We start from the raw sequence: 17,684 nt of genomic DNA, 5'->3' as shown, positions 1-17,684 counted from the left end.
GAGCCCCGATGCCTGTCACGCCGTCAGAGCGGGGTGCGCCTTCATCTCGCCCCGCATGCCTGGTGGAAGTTGGCCAAATCCAGAACACTCAGCCTTGGGAGCGATGCCTCGCTCAGGACCCGGCTTCGTAGCCGACGAGCCAGTGGAGTCCGTGGCGGTCAATGACTTGGCCATCCGAAGCGCCCCACGGCTTTGGGGCCAAGGGATCGACCACTGATCCGCCGTCAGCGAGCTTGTCGAACCATTCATGTAGAACTGCCGGTTCGGCGGTCCCCAGCAACGAGAGCATGATCCCTTCGAGCCGGAATCCCATCTCGCCCACACCTGCATCGGAACCGGCCAGGGCGACTACGCCGTTGAGTATTCCGTGAGCTATGGCTCCGGGCGGGCCGTCGCTGCGACCGAACTCCTCGTAGGTGTGCAGGGAGACCTCGCCGCCGAAAACATCCGCGTAGAAGTCGAGAGCTTCACGCGCCGTGCCGGGGAAACTTACATAGATCTGGGGTGCCGTCATGCGCACATCTTACGGAGCTGTTCCCTTGACGTAGCTGCTAGCCTCCATTCATGGGGGATGACACGGCGAAATCGGGGACCAGCGGCACCATATGTCTTTGAGCGATATGCTCCAGCACTCCGAGATGTACCCGAACTTCCCTCTGTCACAGCCCGATTATGCGAACCTTCCGCTCGGCCCGGACAAGCAACGACAGACTGTTGCTCTCGGCTTACGCCTTTTCCATCACGAGGGCGCCGCAATGGCACTTTGCAGCGCAAAGCAGAACCGCGGTATGGCCGCCAAACTGCGTCCCTGGAGGTGCTTTGCCATGACACTGCCGTCACAACGGAATTCTTGGCTGAATTCAGGCGCCGAATACAGCGGGAGAGCGTTCTGAAGGGAATATCCTGTCCTTCACCATTGAGGAGTTCGGTCCGAGCAGCACCGGCGTGACCTTTCACAGCCAGCCGAACCTGACCAGAGATGGAGTGGTTCTTCCCGAGGGTCTCCTGGAAAGGGTCAGCGAACGCGCACTCGCGCAGCGCCCCGGCCGGGTGGATCTCGCCGTGGATACCGCTGCCGGATGAACGCGAACGGGCCGCACTGCTGCGGCTCTACTCACACGAGGGGACATTCAGCGCTGAAGCCATCGGTTCAGCCGCCGGAAGATCTACCAGGCGACCCGCTTGGAAGTTGATGAACGTTCAAGAAGTCCAGGTTGAGGTCAACCGCTGATGCAGGAGCGCGAGGCCATACCCGTGAAGCTGCTGCAGGCCGGCGGGGCGTCCGGAAGCTGCCAGAAGCAGTGAAAGGGCGGGTCCCCGCACATCCTTTCCCGAACCGATGATGAATTCTTCGTCGGTCGCGGTGAGCTCAAGACCCGCTAGCCGTTTCTTGCCACCGGAAAGCCGGTCTCGGGCAATGTATCTCAGGGCGTCCTCCAGTTTCGGAGGGCGGGTCCGTCTTGTTTTGCCGAGTGGTCGCCGGATGTCCTCTCCGTGGACAACGATCTCGATGAGCCGGGTATTGAAAGATCCTGGAGGCGTGTGTGTGCTGGTGATCGTAGCGTTGAAGTGCTCGAGCGTCTCTGCAGGAGTGGCGGCTCGTTCTGCTGTCACTTCGCGAGCGTTCGCTACGTCGAAGTTGAATCCCGACTGGATGAGGGACAACCAGAACCTCCGCCGCGTGGTTTTGGCCGATCCGGTCAGGTGAGCCACGACGTCGTGCACGTCCCACCCTTCGCACAGTGACGCTGTGGTCCACTGCTGGTCTGTCAGGGTCGCGAGATCCTCCGCCAGAGCGCGCCGTTCCGAATGTACTAATTTCCAGTTGGTGGTCATGCCCCATCCTTCACTTTGATGTCCGACTTTCACCTATCAGACGGAGTTCGCGCCGCAGAATCATCGATGTGCAGCTACGGATTTCCATCGCTATGGGACAGCGGCCGTGGCTCGCGTCGCCTCGGTCAAGAAATCGCTACTTGGGCTGCACCGCCTCCTAGTCAGCGCCTCCGCCAAGCACGTCCACGTGAACATGGTCGAGATGACGCAGGATCTCATTGCCGGGGTCGGGTGCGTCGTAGTCGTGCCATTGCCCTCGAGATAAATGGGCGCTCCAGAATCGGTCGTCGAAGATGACGTACTGAATGTTGAGGTCCTCGGCATGAGCGACTAGCCAATGGGCCAGTATCCATCCTTCTCGCCGGTTCTCCTCCGTGACCGGACGGAAGAAGATGTCGATGGCCCGACCGTCGTAGTGAGTCGAATCGGCTCCGTGCCCCTGGTCGACACCACCCGGGGCGAACCCACCAAGACTTTGCTCACCGAACACCTTGGTCATCGCTTCAAGCATCTGCTCAGCGCGGGGTGTCAACCCTGTGGCTGTGAGCTGTTCCTCCGGCAGGTCACTCGCGGCTGAGCCTCGACAGGTCAAGCTGGGACCAGCGTCTTGGGGCGGCCCGTTGGACAGCCGCTGCAACACCCGTTCATCGATGCCGGAGGTGTCCGGGGCCTCCAGTCCGCGGGCCGAAAGCGCCACGGCCGTCGTGGCTAGCTTCGCCTCATCACGGTTGAGTCCGACTTCTCCCTCCGAAGTCTCGACGGTGCACTCCGCGAGTCCTGGCAGTGGGCCTCCGATGCGCAAGCCGCTGAGCGCGCCGGAACCGAGCAGCACCGCTCCTGACGCGAGCAGCAAAAGACCCACGAGCCATGGAATGGGGCGGCGCCGACCGCCCCGCGTCCTGTCGGTGGTCATCACGAGTCAGTCCTTGCCAACCCGGATACCGAGGCCGGCTCGAAAACTCCGGTGCCAACCACAAAGACTCTGATTACGATGACGCACCCTTTCGCCGCGGTGGAGTACTCCAGCAAATGAAAGAGGAGTGAACCGCTACATGCTTAATCGACAGCTGGGACTGTAAGTTCCCACGCGGAAGTAAGGGATGCATTGCAAAGCCGTCCGTCGGGTCGAACCAGACTTCGTCCCGGTGAAGATTCGTTTGGGGGCGACCCTAGCTGAAGAGTGAGCGCTGAGGCACGCTTAGTGCATGACGGCCACTATTGCGGTGCTTTCCGATGTTCATGGGATGCTTCCCGCTCTGGATCGGGTACTGGCGGAACCAGCCGTGCAAGCCGCTGATCTGGTAGTCGTGACTGGCGACCACACCTGGGGGCCGCAACCTTCTGAAGTGCTGGACCGTCTCGTAGGGCTGGGTAACCGAGCACTTCTCATCCGCGGTAACGCCGATCGGGAACTCCTGCAGATGGCCCGGGGCTTCGACGTCGGGCTCGACGATGACCCTTTGTCGGTGTGGGGCGCTGCCCAGCTCTCGCCCGCTCACCTCGAACTCCTGACCGAAATGCCAGAGCAACTCATCCTAGAGGTGAGGGGGTTCGGTTCCGTTCTGTTTTGTCACGCTACGCCTCGCGACGACGAAGAGGTCGTCCTCGTCGACAGTCGGATAGATCGTTGGGAACAGGTTCTGCAGGATATGCCGGCCGAGGTCCAAACAATTGTCTGCGGGCACACGCATATGCCGTTCATGCGTCTCGCCATCAACCGAACGATCATCAATCCCGGCAGCGTCGGGCTCCCGTACGGGAGACCCGGTGCGCACTGGGCGCTGCTTCGCGATGGTGCTGTAACTCTCGCTCGAACCCTGATCGACGCGGATGAAATCATCAAGGAGATAAGCTCAAAGTCATCCTTCCCGCAGGTCACCGAGTGGCTGGAGGAAGTCGTTCGCCGCCCTGCAACCGATACCGAAGCTCTCAAAACATTCGGACCAAGAGATGGGTGAGCGTCCTGATAGTGCACCCTCGTTGATCGCTGCCTGCGCCTATACTCTGAGCATGCCCATCACGCGCCTCAACAGTGGCACCTATGCCCAGCAGTCCCCCCTTGAGCAGTTGCAGGGCGGATTGTGAGCGGCGGTCTTGTCGCCCTCCTGGACGACGTCGCAGCACTGGCCCGCATAGCCGCCGCCTCAGTTGACGACGTCGCTGCCGGGGCCGCCAGAGCTGGCACCAAAGCAGCCGGCGTTGTGATCGACGACGCCGCAGTCACCCCGCAATACGTGTCAGGTGCGGACCCGTCCCGCGAACTGCCGATGATCAAGCGAATCTTCTGGGGCTCGCTCCGGAACAAGCTGCTGATCATCCTGCCGGCGCTGCTGCTCGTGAGCGCTTTCATACCCTGGGTCATCCCGTTCATCCTCATGCTGGGCGGCACTTACCTCTGCTACGAAGGTGCCGAGAAGGTCTGGCACAAGCTCCGCGGCCACCACGCGGCCGAAGATGCGCCAGCGGTCGAACGAGGCCCTGAGGCCGAGGCGAAGGTTATCAAGGGCGCCATCACCACCGACTTCATCCTGTCCTGCGAGATCATGGTCATCTCCATGAATGAGGTTGCCACTGAGTCCCTGTGGGCCCGGGCAATCATCCTGGTTGTCGTGGCGCTAGCGATAACAGTGATCGTCTATGGTGCCGTCGCGCTGATCGTCAAGATGGACGACATCGGCCTGCACCTCACTACCAAGGATTCCGCGGGCTCCAAGCGCTTCGGTGAGATGCTCGTCAAGGGGATGCCTGGAGTACTGGCTGCGATAACCCTCGTCGGGACGATCGCCATGCTTTGGGTTGGCGGTCACATCATGCTGCAGGGGGCATACGACCTCGGCTGGCACATGCCGTATGACCTGGTCCATGCCCTCGAGGCCCCTTTCGTCGGTATCCCTGTTGTGGGCGGCTTCCTGGCCTGGCTCGTGAACACCCTTTGCTCCGCCATCCTGGGCCTCGCCTGGGGCCTCATCGTCATGGCTATCGTGCATCCGTTGCTGAAAGCGTTGCCGTTCGGCAAGAAAAAGGGCGAGCACGAAGAGGGCGACGTACGCGCTGCGATCGCGGGCCATCGACCGACGAAACGCAACGTCGATCCCGCTCCTTAGCTCGTACCCACCGCGGTAGGCGTCGAGAACCAGCTTGCCCTTCTTGTAGTAGAGGAACTCGGGTAGGCCGACTTCCCGTAAAGACTCAGCTTCTAGGGCGCTCAACGCCCAGACGATGGATGTTCCCTACAGGCAAAAGCACACCCCCGTGGTGGTGATCCTCAGGGGGATGGTCAAGAATGAAGTCATGGACATCACAGACAACGGACCAAAGCCGAACGCCTTCGACATCGAGAGTGCTACAACGGAGAACGCTGACTACCGCCGGGTGGCCTGGACGGGCAAGCACTTGCAGGTCACGCTCATGTCGATCGAGCCGGGGGGTGCGATCGGTCTGGAAGTGCATCACGGCACCGACCAGTTCTTGCGCATCGATGCCGGGAAGGGCCGGGTTAAGATGGGGCCCTCTAAAGACGACCTCTCTTTCCAGCAGGATGTCGAGGACGGCTGGAGCATTCAGGTGCCGGCCGGCACATGGCACGACGTCGAGAACACCGGCGATGAACCAATCCGCCTCTACACGATTTACGCGCCCACGCACCACGCCCAGGGCATCGTGCAGGAGACGCCGGAAGACGCCGAGAAGGACGAGGACCAGGGTCGCGACGAGCCGCCGTCATGGGTCGAGGAAGTGGACACCAAAGGGGAAGAGACCGCCTGAGTCGCTGGGTCTTGCGAATCTCGAATCGCTGATCAAACGTAGCTACGCGGCCGAGCAGTTATAGTTTCTTAGATCGCGGAAGAAGGGGCCGGGTTCTCCACCGCCGCTGCCGGGGAGAACCCGCCCCCAATTTTTCTGTCAAAGAATTACCATCCAGCTATGGTGTAACCATTCCAGCCGGTTCCAATCTGCACGCGTAGAGATTCGCCACTAACGGGCATGGTCCCCTCCTCGTACGAGGGATCGAGTAACGTCAGGCCCTCTTCAGTTCCTCGGCGAGCATCACAATGATGCCGCTGGGGCCGCGGACATAGGCGAGTTTGTAAAGCTGGCCGTATGTTGCCACGCCGCGCAGCGGATGGCAGCCGTGCTTTGCGGCGATCTTGAGGGCCTTGTCGATGTCGTCGACCGAGAAGGCCAGACGGTGCATGCCGATCTCGTTGGGCCGGGTGGGCTCCGTCTCGATTGCCTCGGGGTGGATGTATTCGAAAAGCTCGAGGCGGCCGTTGCCGTCCGGCGTTTGAAGTATGGCGATGTTGGCATGGTTCCCGTCGAGACCGACGGCGATGTCAGTCCACTCTCCACTGACCGTGTCACGGCCGAGGACGGTGAGCCCGAGATCGCTGAAGAAGGCGATCGTCGCTTCGAGGTCGCGGACCGCGATGCCGACGTTCTCGAGTTTGATGGGCATGCGTCATACCTTAGCCTTTAGGGGCGCGGAGTTGCCGTCAGTTCCAGCCTCAACAGCCCTGTCTGACGATGGGGGCCTCCGTTTCGGTGATGCTCACCAAAGTCGAGGTCACGTTGTTATCGTCGTTCTTCTCGATAAGGGAACCATTGGGATCAGCCTCTGCCTCCAGGCAAAAATTTCCGGGCAGTTTCAGATCCTTGAGCTCAATGTACTGACCCTCGAGGTACCAGTTGTAGGAGTCCACCCACCCTTCGGTCATCCCTTGAACTAGCTCAGTGAGCTCGTTCTCCTGGTTTTCGCCGCAGTAGTAGTCCTCGTCGCTGTATCTGGAGGGCTTGTCGCGTAGGCTGCCGTCATCACGCAGGCACCACCCTTCCTTGCGCGAGACCCGCCACTCGTCACTGCCCTCCGGCCGCATCCGATAGCGCTGGAACTCCTGCAGGTGGAAGTGGTCGTGCCTGTCGACGGTCTCGTACCGCATGGTGGCGTCGGTTTCCACCGACCTCCATTCACCATTTGCCTGCAGGATGTCTTGAGAAACCTGCAGATCCGGCTCCTCTGTACTGGACCGGGTACCGGTGACCTGCATCGGTCCGTCGCCGTCGTTCAAGACATCGGCGGTGAAGCGCAGTACTTTCTCCCCTCGGTCATAGCCGATGTGGATCGACTGCAACGGCAGCATCACCAGGTCAGGGAGGAGGTCACCCGCAGCATCCGAAGACGTCGGCGATGCTCCCACGTCCGTCGGCGAGGAAGTTCCTGTAGGGCTCAATGCCGCATCACCTTGAGGAACACACGAAGAAACCACGATCGCAACGACCGCAGCAACGCAAGAACGCCTTGCTGTGACCTTCGGTTGCCTCACTCTGCACATCACTGTCGTCGTCCTGTTCGTAAATTTGGCTAATTGCGAGCCGCGTGGGCGGGATTCCGGGAAGGGAGTTGGTGGGTGCCATGAGGCGGCCGCCAGCTGGCGGGGAACCGCCTGTTCGCGGCACGGTGGCGCGGACCAGCCGGGAGCATTGCCGTCCCTGCAACCGTTCTCGTTTCGCGGGCCGGGTTGCCGACGTAGACCGAGTTGTCCGGTACGTCCTCGCCCTTCATCAGGAGGGAATCTGCCTCAAGGACAACGTCGTTGCCCATGGTGACCCCGTAGTTAACGAAGGACTCAACGCTCAGGGAGCACCGGTTGCCCAGCACGATGTGGTCCGACTTGAAAGTTCCGTCCTCGAGGGAGTGGCCCTGAATGGCGGTGCCCTCATTGAAGGCGCAGTCGTCCCCGATGGTCACCAGTGTTTTCTCTGGTATGTTGACCCCGGCATCATAAAGCCTCTTCCCCACCTTTACGCCGAGCATCCTCCAGATGGGCGCTTTGAACGGGGTCCCGTTGAACGGCGGCGTCGCCAACAACTTCCACAGCCGCTCATGGCGCCAGAAGTATGGGTCGTAAATGGAGCAGTACTGTGGCCTCAGGTGTCGGAAACCCATTACTGAGCGTTCGACCAGCACGGAGAGCAGGACGCGGAACACCAGGAATGCCAACATCATCAGGGCGACTGCGAGGGCACCGAGGACTCCGTGGAGCGAGACAGCAACAGAAGCCAGCAGAGTGCCGACAAAGAGCAGGAACCAGCGCACGGACAGGAACAGGACCATGCTGACGATGTTGTGGCGGTTTTTTGCGGGCAGGAGCCTGCTTTTTGCTTCCTCGATCTTCAGCTCGTCGAACTGGGCGTCCCGCAAGACGCCACGGGGAATCTCGAAGGGCGGCGAGCCCAGCAGCCCCACCCCGGTCCGCACCGGCCCGTCGATGGGGATCATCACTTTCGTCGCTAGCAGGCAGTTCTCGCCCACATGGGCCTCGATGGGGAAGGTGAGATCGTTGCCGAGGAAGTTCCGTGGAGCAATCTTGACCCGTGTCAACCGAAAAGACGTGCTGGAAAAATCAGCGTTCATGAGGTTCAGGCCGTCGGAAACCATAGTTCCGGTTCCCACGGAGGACAGATAGGGCGATTCATGGGCGACCTCCGGGCCGAAGTTCGAACCGGTCTGTTCCACCTTCCCCAGGTCATACCCGAGCGCCGATAGATAGTGCACGATGTAGGAACTGTCACCGAACACGTCCTTGTACAGCTTCACGTTCGAGATCCTCGCCATCGTGCGTTGGAACGAGTAGTGCACGCCGTAAAGCGGATAGACAGTGTCCGGTTTCAGGATGGTATTCAACAGCCGCGGAACAGTCAGGACAATAACCAAACCGGTGATGAAGCCGGCGATGAACAGCACCAAGGTCACCAACATGGTGTCAAGGAAGAATCCCAGGTTGTCCAACCGAAGGTGGCCCACTTGCAGGTACTCCGGCAGCAGGGCAGCTAATCCGAGCAGCCCGACCGGAAAGACCAGCAGGACGCGGTTCGCCATTTGAAGGAGGCTGTAAATAAGCCGCCTGCGGGTACTGCAATTGGTGGGATCCACGCGCCGGTAGTTCGTGCTTGTACGGGCTGCGGGAGACCCGTGCCATACCTGTCCGTCTGGTACCGACTGCGAAGTCTGCAGGGACGAGGCGTGCCCGAGCTGGGCATCGTCGCCCATCGAGGTGTCGATGTCCAATGTGGTCTTTTCGGAAATGAGCACGTTCCGGCCCAAGGTCACGGGACCCATTTCGATGACTCCCGAGCGTGCGCGGCAGCACAGGAAAAAGGAGTTCTTGTGGATGACGGTGCCGTCCCCCACGGTGAACAGGTCGGTGCATACAGGGACCATTCGGGAAAAAATGACTACGCCCTTTCCGATTTTCGCACCGAGCATCCGCAGGTACAGCAGGTAAAGGGGTGAGCCGGCAAACAGCACAAGAGGATTAGCCTGGACGAGGGTTTTGACTGCCCAGAATCGGATATACGCCATGCTCCAAATCTGAATCTGCCCGGTTTTCCACCGTCCGATCAGGATCCATTTCAATAGGACCGGCACCAGCGACAGCAGCACGAACGTTGCAGCTCCAAAACCTATAGCGCGTACCCACATCTGCACGAGGTCGCTGCCCTCCGAGATCCACTCATAGCCCAGGATCAGCAGCAGAGAAGCCCACGTGAGGTAACCCAAAAAGATCAGCAACTGCAGCACTCCGCACATGACGTACTGTGCCGTGCTGGCAGTCCTCCGCGCCGGAACGGCCGCCGTGACCGGCGATGCTCCGTCGTCGGCGTCCGGCTGGCGCGCGCTCAGGAGCAGTGCTAGTTGCTGAACGGACGGATTCAGATAAATGTCCTTCATGGCGGGCGTAACGAGTTCTGCATGCTTCCGTACCCGGGCGCAGAAGTGCGCCATCAGCAGAGAGTTCGCACCGAGGTCGTTGAAGAAGTGCGCGTCGGTGGAAACGCGATCCTGGCGAAGCACCGCACCCAGTTCCGCTGCCAGCAATTCCTCCAGCGGCGTGGCCGGAGCCGTATAGGTGCCGGTACCGGCCAAACTGAGCCTGTTCGCCGGCTGCGGCAGGCGTTTCCGGTCGGCCTTGTCGCTGGCCATCATCGGAATGGCCGTGAGCTGTTCGAAGTATGCCGGCACCATGTAGCCCGGGAGTCGGACCCTCAGCATGTTGTAGATGTCATGCGGATCGAGTTCCGCAGTATCGTGGCGCAGCGTGTAATAGGCGGCCAGCTCCACGAACCCGGGCTCGGGTTCGTAGGTCGAAACGACTGCCTGAGCCACGCCCGGCACCTGCAGAAGAACGGATTCTATTTCTGTCAGCTCAATCCGGTAACCGCGGATCTTTACCTGGGTGTCAATGCGACCGAAATATTCGATTTCACCGTCCTTATTGATTCTCCCCAAGTCGCCGGTGCGGTAGATACGGCCGGACGGGTTGTTATCGAGATGCAGGAAATCGGCGATGAACGCCCGCTCAGTCAGGTCCTGCCGATTGATGTACCCGCGGGCCAGTCCGACGCCGGCCAGCCCGATCTCCCCGGTTTCCCCGACCGGCAGGGCCCGGTTCTCGTCAGGATCAAGAATCACCGCCGAATATGTGGGCAGGGGCACCCCCAGCGTTACCGGTCGGTCCGGGTCGGCAACGGCCACGGTCGCCGTGACGGTCGCCTCGGTGGGACCGTAAACGTTAAGGAATCGGCGGCCAGGGCGGTGCCAGCGGGTGATCAGGTCGCGGGGACAGGCCTCGCCGGAAACCAGCAGGAACCGGAGACCGGGCAAATCCTCATCGATAGTGGCCAGCAGGGTCGGAACACAGCACACGGCAGTGATCCGCCGTTCCTTTAGATATTCGGCTAGCTCGACTCCCAGAAGGCTGGAACCGCCTGGCTTTGGAACCAGGGTGGCCCCAATCATCCAGGGCACCCATATTTCCTCTACAGAGAAGTCAAAGGCGATGGTCATGCCCTGGTAAACGCGGTCCAACGGTATGTAGCCATAAACCTCCGCAGCGACACGTACAAAGTTACAGATACTGGCATGCTCAACTCCGACCCCTTTGGGGCGCCCAGTCGAACCGGAGGTGTAGATGATGTACGCCAGCTCGTCCTGGACGCCACCCTCGGGCAGCGCAGCAAGGCGGGATGAGTCCTCGCTCGCAATGTGTGCTCGCACGTGGTCGAGGCATACGACAGGGGCAGCGACTTCAGGGAGCAGGTCCTTGAGATGCGTGAGGGACAGGACCAGGGCAGCGTCAGCATCTTCCACTATGTACTTCAACCGGTCCGCCGGGAATCCGGGATCGAGGGGGACGTATGCTGCGTGAATCTTAAGCACGGCCAGCATTCCGATATAGGCCTGCCATGGCTGGTCGAATAAAAGTGCAATCCGGTCCCCGGGACGGGCGCCGCACACCAGCAGATGCCGGGCGAGCTGGTTCGCCCGCCCGTCGAGCTCGTCATAGCTGAGGGTGACGTCTCCCGCGTCAACGGCCAGCTGAGCCCCCCGTCCCTGGCTCCGCAGGCTGTCACAGCGGTCCTCGAATAGGTGATTGAGCCGCTCACCCTCCCGCCAGCGGACAGTGTGGTCCGCACCCTCCGCAGTCAGGACTGGCCCCGCTCCGGTCGCTCCGAAGGAGGCGGCGCCGTGCAGTTGGACGGGACGGTTCATGCCGGAATCAGTTTTGGACGTGCTGTTCATGCGTTCCCCTCTTCCTCGCGAGCCCGACCAGAAGGGAGGTGACGCTCTCGGATCAACTCCTCCGGTAAGCCACTACTCTCCGCCACGAACCTTGCATTTTCCTTCACCTCTCACTTCGTGGATCCGGAACCAACTTCTTGGTGACGGGTTCTATCTGATGCATCCGATTCCCCTCAAAGCATGGTGCTCTGCGACAGGGCAGCGGCTATTGCTGGGCGTTTGGCTAAGGCGGGCTGATGTTCGCCATGGCGGGCGTCATCGAGCGAGCGTCCCGGTTCGGTGTGCTGGCCCTGCAGGAGCTCCGCAGGAACATCCCGCAATCAAATGAATAGGGTCTCCATGTCCTTCAACCCGAATTGCCGGGCCACAGCGATAGCGCTTTGGGGTCCGAGGTGCGGATCTGCACCAGCTCGGAGCAAATCGCGGACTATGCCCGCATCGCAGCGGAACGTCGCAGCTGCGAGTGCGGTCTGGCCCATGTCATTTACCCGGCTGGTATCCGCGCTAGCATTGAGAAGCGCTGATACCGTGTCCGCCCGTCGATGGTACGACGCGAGGATGAGCAGTGTGTCGCCTCGAGAGTTCGTCAGGTTCACTGGGATACCCGAACTCACAAGACTCATGAGTTCACCGGTGCGTCCCTCCCTTGCGAGCTCGAAAACCGACTCCAGGAACTGCAGCTCGGCGTCGGTGAAGTCGGGCTTCGCTGTAGTTTCGTTCATTTTCCCCGCGACCTCTCGTCCAATATCCATACCTTGAACCTCTGTTTGTGCACTGGATAGGGTCAAACGACGACACCAGAGGTGAGTAAACCATGACACACCAGCGCATTCCGGACCAGACAATCCCGACGGTTGCTTTACCCACCGGGCACTAAAGGCGTGACCAGCTCCCCCACTCAGGCACCCGGACACCGATGAAGAAGCAGAGGGTATTCGAATCGCGTATGCCGATGGCAGTCGCGACTTCACTGCTGATATAACCAACAGAATCGTGCTTACAGGCAGGAAAGCTGCGCATAGGGACCTGCACCTAGCTTGCGGCTGCCTCTAGCTCTAGCGAAGACGAGCGAGATCCCGTCGAATGTAGCGCAGGTGCGCCCACTCCTCCTCCAGAATCACGCGGATGCAGTCGCCGACGCTGGGTCGCCAGTCACCGCCACCCCACGGGTTCTCGCGGTTCTCCGCGAGCAAACCCGCCGTGGCCGTGGCGAGGAAATTCGTCACCTGTCGTTGTCGCTCTGCCCGGACCGCGAGGATCTCCTCGTACGCCGGCGGGTCCGCGCGGAAGATCGACATGTCAAAGCCCATCTCGCCGGCACCGGTGAAAATCTGCCCGATCTCGTGGAACGGCTGCTCCTTCCGCAAGATCCCGCCGCCAAGCCAGGCATCGGTCGCCAGGATGAGGTGCCGCAGGGTTTGAGACAAAGACCACTCGTCCTCTACGTGCGCGTCCACTAGGTCGAGCGGCGTACCCGTCACCGTCTCCTGCCACGCGGACTGCACAGCATTCCACCCCTCAAGCAGGCCCTCAGGCGTCTGCGCCTTCTGCAGCTCACGGCCCGGGAACTGCCGGTTGAGCTCGGCGTCTACGAGCGGCACCACGTCGACCCCGTTGACGAAGAGGCTGCCGAAAAAGAGGTCGTGGCTGTCGATGTCGAGGCCATCCACGTCGACGCCGCGCATCGACACGCCGCTGACATCGGAGAATCGCAGGGTGGCGCCCTTGAAACTCGCCTTGACAAAGCTCGCACCTTCGAACTCCTTCGTGCCGAAATAGGTCGTCATCGCCCCATTATCCGGTGACGGGGCGCTAAGAGCTACGTCAGAAGACCACCACCCTTTTTGCGATGGCGAATCATGCCGTGAAGGCGCACATTGTGAGGGCGGCGGTGCTGCGGCCGTGGGCTATGGGGTGTTCGGGGCTGCCGCGGAGAAAACTGGCCAGGGTGCCGTTGTAAATGAGCAGGATTGCGGCGGCCAATTTGTCGGCCTGGGCACCAGCGAGTGGTTCGGAGAAAAGCCGGAGACGTTGGTTCAGCAGTGTGGTGTCCGCTTTGATGAGTTCGGCTGCGCGGTGATTAGACTCGGGAATTTCCACTGCTGTGGAGAGGAATGCGCACCAGCGGGTGTTGTGCTCGCGTTCCCGGTAAAGCTTCAATGCGTCGAAAACCGCCAGTAAGCGATCCTGGTCTGATTCGGCGGCGTTGACGGCTTCATCCCAGTAGTCCTGCCAGGTTTCCAGCCGACGTTGCAGGCTCGCCTGGAGCAGTCCGTCCTTGCTTCCGAACTGCGCGTAAAGGGTCGCAACCGAAACCTCGGCTCTGGCCAGCACATCATCGACCCCGGTGTTGGAGATGCCGTTGCGGTAGAACAGTTCATCCGCGGCATCAAGCAGCCTCTGCCTTGCAGGTGGTCTTCCGGATTGTGTTTCCATACCCATAACTATAACGTTGGTTCTACTATAACGCTGGTTCTACCGAGGAGGTCCGGTGCGCACGTCGTTCCCGTTCATCATCAGCGCCACCGCACTCATCGCCGCCACCTATGGTCTGGCCCGTTTCGGATATGGATTGTTCGTTCCGGCCTTCAGCCAGTCCTTCGCCCTGACCACCACGGTGACCGGCAGCATCTCCAGCGGCAGCTTCATCTCCTACTGCCTCGCTGCGGCCGTGGCGTACCGCTTGGTCGCCTCACCACGGCTGACCGTATTGCTTGCTGGTAGCGTGGCCGCCGCCGGCAGCATCGGCGTGGCCGTTTCAGGCTCCGCAATGGTTCTGGCGGTCAGTATGTTGATCGCTGGTGCCGGCGCAGGTTTCGCCTCCCCCGGTCTGGTCACCCTGGTCCAGGAAAGAACTGACTCTCTGGTCGCTCCCCGGGCGCAAGCAGTGGTCAATTCAGGCACCGGATTCGGCGTGGTCATCGCCGGTCCCCTCGCATTGATCCTGGCCGATGAATGGCGCACCGCCTGGTGGATCATCGCTGCCATCAATGCGGCCGCAACCATTGCAGTACTCGTCACCGGCAAACTGCCGAGGAGGGAAACAGTCACCACCGCGCGCCGGGCCTTTCGACTCGCCGGGTTGAAGCCCCTGCGCCCAGCCTCGGCGGCTGCCCTGTTCGCAGGGGTGTCCAGTGCAGCCGTCTGGACATTCGGCAGATCACTGGTCACCACTGAAGGTCACATGAGCGAATCCGAAGCAACCATCTTCTGGATTTGCCTGGGTGCAGCCGGTGTAGCAGGAGCCTTCTCAGGAGACTTCGTCACCAAATGGGGGCTGCGCGCAGGCTGGATCACCACCACATCATTGATGGGTCTGGCCACCCTGGTCATTGGCGTTCTGCCCTCCAACGTCGTATCCGTCTACGCCGGTGGTGCTGTATTCGGTGCCAGCTACGTCGCTCTCAGTGGCGTCCTCATCGCTTGGGCCACGGACGCGCTTCCGGACCATGCGGCAGTGGGAACCGCGTCGCTGTTCATCACTCTCGCGCTCGGCCAGGCCACCGGAGCGTTCTTGATCGGCGCGCTGTTGGACGCCACCAACCCCATGTCCGCATTTGTGATCGCCTCCGTAATCGCCGGCACAAGCCTCATCCCAGCAACTCGCCGCGCGACACCCCTGACCCGGAATAGGCTGCGTGTCGGATAACTGATCCCTTCCGTAGGGAGCATCTGTATGGCGGGGATCGACCGGCCCTCGGTGCGCCCTGACCGATGACTTTCCGAGCCGTGCTGGTCTGTACAACGAGTACCGACTCACGGGAGACTGACGCCATGCGCAACCTGGCATTCGGCATGAACCTGAGCTTGGACGGCTACATCGCCGCGCCCGGCAACAACCTCGGCTGGAGCGTGCCGAGCGACGAGCTGTTCCAGTGGTGGTCTGACCGGGTGGGAGCGACGGGCCTGTCGCTGTATGGGCGCAAACTGTGGGAGACGATGAGCTCCCACTGGCCGACCGCCGACCAGCAGCCCGGCGCCACACCGGCGCAGATCGAGTTCGCCCGCCGCTGGCGGGACATGCCGAAGATGGTGTTCTCCTCGACGACCAGCACGGTTGACTGGAACACGCGCCTGGTCACCAGCGACGCGGTCACTGAGATCACCCGGCTCAAGGCCGACGACGGCGGCTCTATGGACATCGGCGGTGCCACACTCGCTGCGGCGGCCATGCGGGCCGGACTGATCGACGAGTACGCGATCGTCACCCATCCGGTCCTGGTAGGCGGCGGTACGCCGTTCTTCACAACCCTGGACAACTGGGTGAACCTGAGGCTGGTGGAGACCCGGACGTTTCCAGACGGTGTACTCCTGACCAGGTACGAGACCAGGCGCTGAGTGCCCGACGCTGGATCGTTGGCGAGTGCTCAAGAGGCTGCGATCGCACACCCCGAGCGTGTCCTATCCCTCATCTCATGTCACCAGATTCGTCGCCGTCGTTGCATGCCCAAGAGTGACGGGGCTGAGGGGTCGACTTACGAGCCTGGCGGGAGCCAAAACTTGGGAGAAACGATCCGACCGGTCGGTCGGTTCCTCTGGTATCGTCACTTCATGGGCAACCGAGAACACATTCTGCACACCGTTCGACGGCTCGCGATCGAGACCGGGTCGGTGCCGTCGATGGATACCATCGCTCAGCAGGCGGGGGTGTCGAAAGGCGGGCTGATGCACCACTTCAAGTCGCGTGGCGCCTTGGTGGACGGTATTGCGGTGCAGGCAATACATGAAATGGATCAGGCGCTGACCTCGGCCGCAGAGCGCGGCAACGTAGTCGAGACCTGGTTGCGTCTGTCATCATCCCGTGAGGAAGCTGCTCTCTATCGGGCGATGTTGATAATGCTCACCGATCACACCCCAATGACCGACACGCTTCTGCCGCAGGCAGCCGTCGCAGCCAGGCGGTGGGAGCAACTCTTCGCCGCTGAAACAGGAGACCCGGTGGCCGCTTCGGTCATCCGCCTTCTGGGTGATGGGATGCTGCTGAACAGCATCACGGACGACGATTCCGCACCCAGCGTTAATACGATTCTGCAATGGCTGAATCGAAGGTCCGTCAAGTGATTGGTGGTGGTCTGCTCGCCGGCATCGCTGGTCTCGCCTTGGCTGATTCACTTAACCCGGCGACTATTGTCGTCATCACCCTGATCCTGCTCAACGTCCGCCACAGGCCTGTCGGTTCAGCATTGACGTTCGTACTGGGCGCGATGAGTACGGTCTTCAGCCTCGGCATGGTCATCTTCCTCGGCGCTAGTGCTGCCGCCGACGCCGTAGGCGAAGGGCTCATCTGGCTTCGCCGCGGCGTCTTCCTCATCGCGGCCATCGCTCTCACCGTCGCCGGTCTCCGCCGCTTCAAGGACCGGGAAAGGAAAGGTATCGACCTGCCACCCTGGTTCGGACTGTGGACGGCTTTCCCGCTCGGCATTTTGATTACCGGAGCTGACCTGCCGAACGCGTTCCCTTACTTCATCGCCATCGAACGGATGGTCACTGCGGACGTCGAAGTCCCCGTAGGCCTGCTTGTGCTTGCCGGCTACGCTCTCGTGTATTGCATCCCGTGCCTTATTCTGCTCGCCCTCGGCATAGCGCATGGCGACGAAGTTAGGACACGACTACGGAAGGTGCTGGATCGCTTCTCGACGGGAACCGTCAAACGCTCTATCCCAGCAGCGATCGCCTTGCTCATCCTCACCGCCGCAGCCCTCACCATCGCACTCTGGCCCTGAGCATACTGCTCGAGACGTGCGCTGTGAGGGATCCTGCGGGACCAGCCGCCGGGTTCGACAGTTCGACCTAACGAAGCCTGCCCCTGCTGTGGGCGTGCTATTGCCGCCAAGCCGGACCTATGGTCCCTAGAATTCGATCATGACAAGTGATGAAGAAAAGGACCCTCCCGTACCGTCTTACCTGGAGGGAATCTCCCTGAAGCGGGTCAACAACGATCGAGCCGCAAACGAGCACGACACCGACGACGTCGATTCCCCACTGCTCAACGACACCGACGAATAAGCAGTCCTCCCCGCGTCGATCTCCATGAACCCCGTTCTGCAGAACCACCCGGCGCTGTATGCCAGTCAACACAGATGGACGCGTGCCATGGGTATGCTGACGGATCGGCTCGTCCAAGGCCGAGCCGATCATTGCCGACCTGCCAGACACAGACATCCACGGTTCTGCTGGATGCGCTGCGGGTCCGCCCGGCCTTCCGCGGTGCACCATGCCGGCGTAAAATGGTCAGCCGCTGCAGGGTTAGGTCGACATCCCGCTGCGA

Annotated in this window: 18 protein-coding genes; 9 read left to right on the top strand and 9 right to left on the bottom strand. The window is 61.2% G+C overall.

The window, feature by feature from the left end; translation table 11 throughout:
• Nucleotides 1-112 precede the first annotated feature (112 nt).
• Nucleotides 113-514, bottom strand: coding sequence for a VOC family protein (locus AC5RTB_RS08525; protein ID WP_494060631.1), 402 nt, complete (start codon nt 512-514; stop codon nt 113-115).
• A 431-nt stretch (nt 515-945) separates the two neighbouring features.
• On the opposite strand from AC5RTB_RS08525, the gene AC5RTB_RS08520 reads away from it, so the two are divergent.
• Nucleotides 946-1,083 (top strand): hypothetical protein, encoded by a 138-nt coding sequence (locus AC5RTB_RS08520; protein WP_494060630.1) that lies wholly within the window; start codon nt 946-948, stop codon nt 1,081-1,083.
• A 117-nt stretch (nt 1,084-1,200) separates the two neighbouring features.
• On the opposite strand, the gene AC5RTB_RS08515 is transcribed toward AC5RTB_RS08520, so the two are convergent.
• Both AC5RTB_RS08515 and AC5RTB_RS08510 read right to left on the bottom strand, forming a co-directional pair.
• Nucleotides 1,201-1,836: a maleylpyruvate isomerase family mycothiol-dependent enzyme gene (locus AC5RTB_RS08515; protein WP_494060629.1), complete on the bottom strand. Its 636-nt coding sequence runs from the start codon at nt 1,834-1,836 to the stop codon at nt 1,201-1,203.
• A 157-nt stretch (nt 1,837-1,993) separates the two neighbouring features.
• A complete protein-coding gene (locus AC5RTB_RS08510) occupies nt 1,994-2,749 on the bottom strand; it encodes a VldE C-terminal domain-containing protein (RefSeq protein ID WP_494060628.1) in 756 nt (251 codons plus the stop codon).
• Between the two features lie 292 nt (nt 2,750-3,041).
• Between AC5RTB_RS08510 and AC5RTB_RS08505 the strand changes: the two genes are divergently transcribed.
• The 3 genes from AC5RTB_RS08505 to AC5RTB_RS08495 all read left to right on the top strand — a co-directional run bounded on the left by AC5RTB_RS08505 (nt 3,042) and on the right by AC5RTB_RS08495 (nt 5,601).
• Complete coding sequence (locus AC5RTB_RS08505) at nt 3,042-3,794, top strand: metallophosphoesterase family protein (RefSeq protein WP_494060627.1); 753 nt, start codon at nt 3,042-3,044, stop codon at nt 3,792-3,794.
• A 123-nt stretch (nt 3,795-3,917) separates the two neighbouring features.
• Nucleotides 3,918-4,940 (top strand): DUF808 domain-containing protein, encoded by a 1,023-nt coding sequence (locus AC5RTB_RS08500; RefSeq protein ID WP_494060626.1) that lies wholly within the window; start codon nt 3,918-3,920, stop codon nt 4,938-4,940.
• Between the two features lie 187 nt (nt 4,941-5,127).
• Nucleotides 5,128-5,601 (top strand): cupin domain-containing protein, encoded by a 474-nt coding sequence (locus AC5RTB_RS08495; protein ID WP_494060625.1) that lies wholly within the window; start codon nt 5,128-5,130, stop codon nt 5,599-5,601.
• 253 nt (nt 5,602-5,854) lie between these two features.
• Here AC5RTB_RS08495 and AC5RTB_RS08490 read toward each other — a convergent pair whose 3' ends face one another.
• From AC5RTB_RS08490 to AC5RTB_RS08465, 6 genes are all read right to left on the bottom strand, one after another.
• Nucleotides 5,855-6,292: a VOC family protein gene (locus AC5RTB_RS08490; RefSeq protein WP_494060624.1), complete on the bottom strand. Its 438-nt coding sequence runs from the start codon at nt 6,290-6,292 to the stop codon at nt 5,855-5,857.
• Between the two features lie 49 nt (nt 6,293-6,341).
• Nucleotides 6,342-7,064 carry a lysyl oxidase family protein gene (locus AC5RTB_RS08485; protein WP_494060623.1) on the bottom strand — a complete coding sequence of 241 codons (723 nt, stop codon included), beginning with the start codon at nt 7,062-7,064 and terminating at the stop codon, nt 6,342-6,344.
• A gap of 131 nt (nt 7,065-7,195) precedes the next feature.
• Nucleotides 7,196-11,416, bottom strand: coding sequence for a Pls/PosA family non-ribosomal peptide synthetase (locus tag AC5RTB_RS08480; protein ID WP_494060622.1), 4,221 nt, complete (start codon nt 11,414-11,416; stop codon nt 7,196-7,198).
• 320 nt (nt 11,417-11,736) lie between these two features.
• Complete coding sequence (locus AC5RTB_RS08475) at nt 11,737-12,138, bottom strand: ankyrin repeat domain-containing protein (protein WP_494060621.1); 402 nt, start codon at nt 12,136-12,138, stop codon at nt 11,737-11,739.
• 333 nt (nt 12,139-12,471) lie between these two features.
• The gene (locus AC5RTB_RS08470; protein WP_494060620.1) at nt 12,472-13,203 is read right to left on the bottom strand and encodes a DinB family protein; all 732 of its coding nucleotides are present in this window, start codon (nt 13,201-13,203) and stop codon (nt 12,472-12,474) included.
• A 70-nt stretch (nt 13,204-13,273) separates the two neighbouring features.
• The gene (locus tag AC5RTB_RS08465; RefSeq protein WP_494060619.1) at nt 13,274-13,852 is read right to left on the bottom strand and encodes a TetR/AcrR family transcriptional regulator; all 579 of its coding nucleotides are present in this window, start codon (nt 13,850-13,852) and stop codon (nt 13,274-13,276) included.
• A gap of 55 nt (nt 13,853-13,907) precedes the next feature.
• Between AC5RTB_RS08465 and AC5RTB_RS08460 the strand changes: the two genes are divergently transcribed.
• The 5 genes from AC5RTB_RS08460 to AC5RTB_RS08440 all read left to right on the top strand — a co-directional run bounded on the left by AC5RTB_RS08460 (nt 13,908) and on the right by AC5RTB_RS08440 (nt 17,422).
• Nucleotides 13,908-15,065 (top strand): MFS transporter, encoded by a 1,158-nt coding sequence (locus tag AC5RTB_RS08460; protein WP_494060618.1) that lies wholly within the window; start codon nt 13,908-13,910, stop codon nt 15,063-15,065.
• 125 nt (nt 15,066-15,190) lie between these two features.
• A complete protein-coding gene (locus AC5RTB_RS08455) occupies nt 15,191-15,754 on the top strand; it encodes a dihydrofolate reductase family protein (RefSeq protein WP_494060617.1) in 564 nt (187 codons plus the stop codon).
• A gap of 162 nt (nt 15,755-15,916) precedes the next feature.
• Entirely contained in the window at nt 15,917-16,477 is a 561-nt protein-coding gene (locus AC5RTB_RS08450; protein WP_494060616.1) for a TetR/AcrR family transcriptional regulator, read from the top strand.
• Entirely contained in the window at nt 16,450-17,139 is a 690-nt protein-coding gene (locus AC5RTB_RS08445) for a cytochrome c biogenesis CcdA family protein (RefSeq protein WP_494060615.1), read from the top strand. Before AC5RTB_RS08450 ends, AC5RTB_RS08445 begins: the two co-directional genes overlap by 28 nt.
• Nucleotides 17,140-17,278: 139 nt before the next feature.
• The gene (locus AC5RTB_RS08440) at nt 17,279-17,422 is read left to right on the top strand and encodes a hypothetical protein (RefSeq protein ID WP_494060614.1); all 144 of its coding nucleotides are present in this window, start codon (nt 17,279-17,281) and stop codon (nt 17,420-17,422) included.
• Nucleotides 17,423-17,684 lie beyond the last annotated feature (262 nt).

It is taken from the genome of Arthrobacter sp. M71 S08, assembly GCF_059089725.1.
The sequence above is the reverse complement of the archived record's forward strand: the minus strand, read 5'-3'. Positions and strand labels throughout refer to the sequence as shown.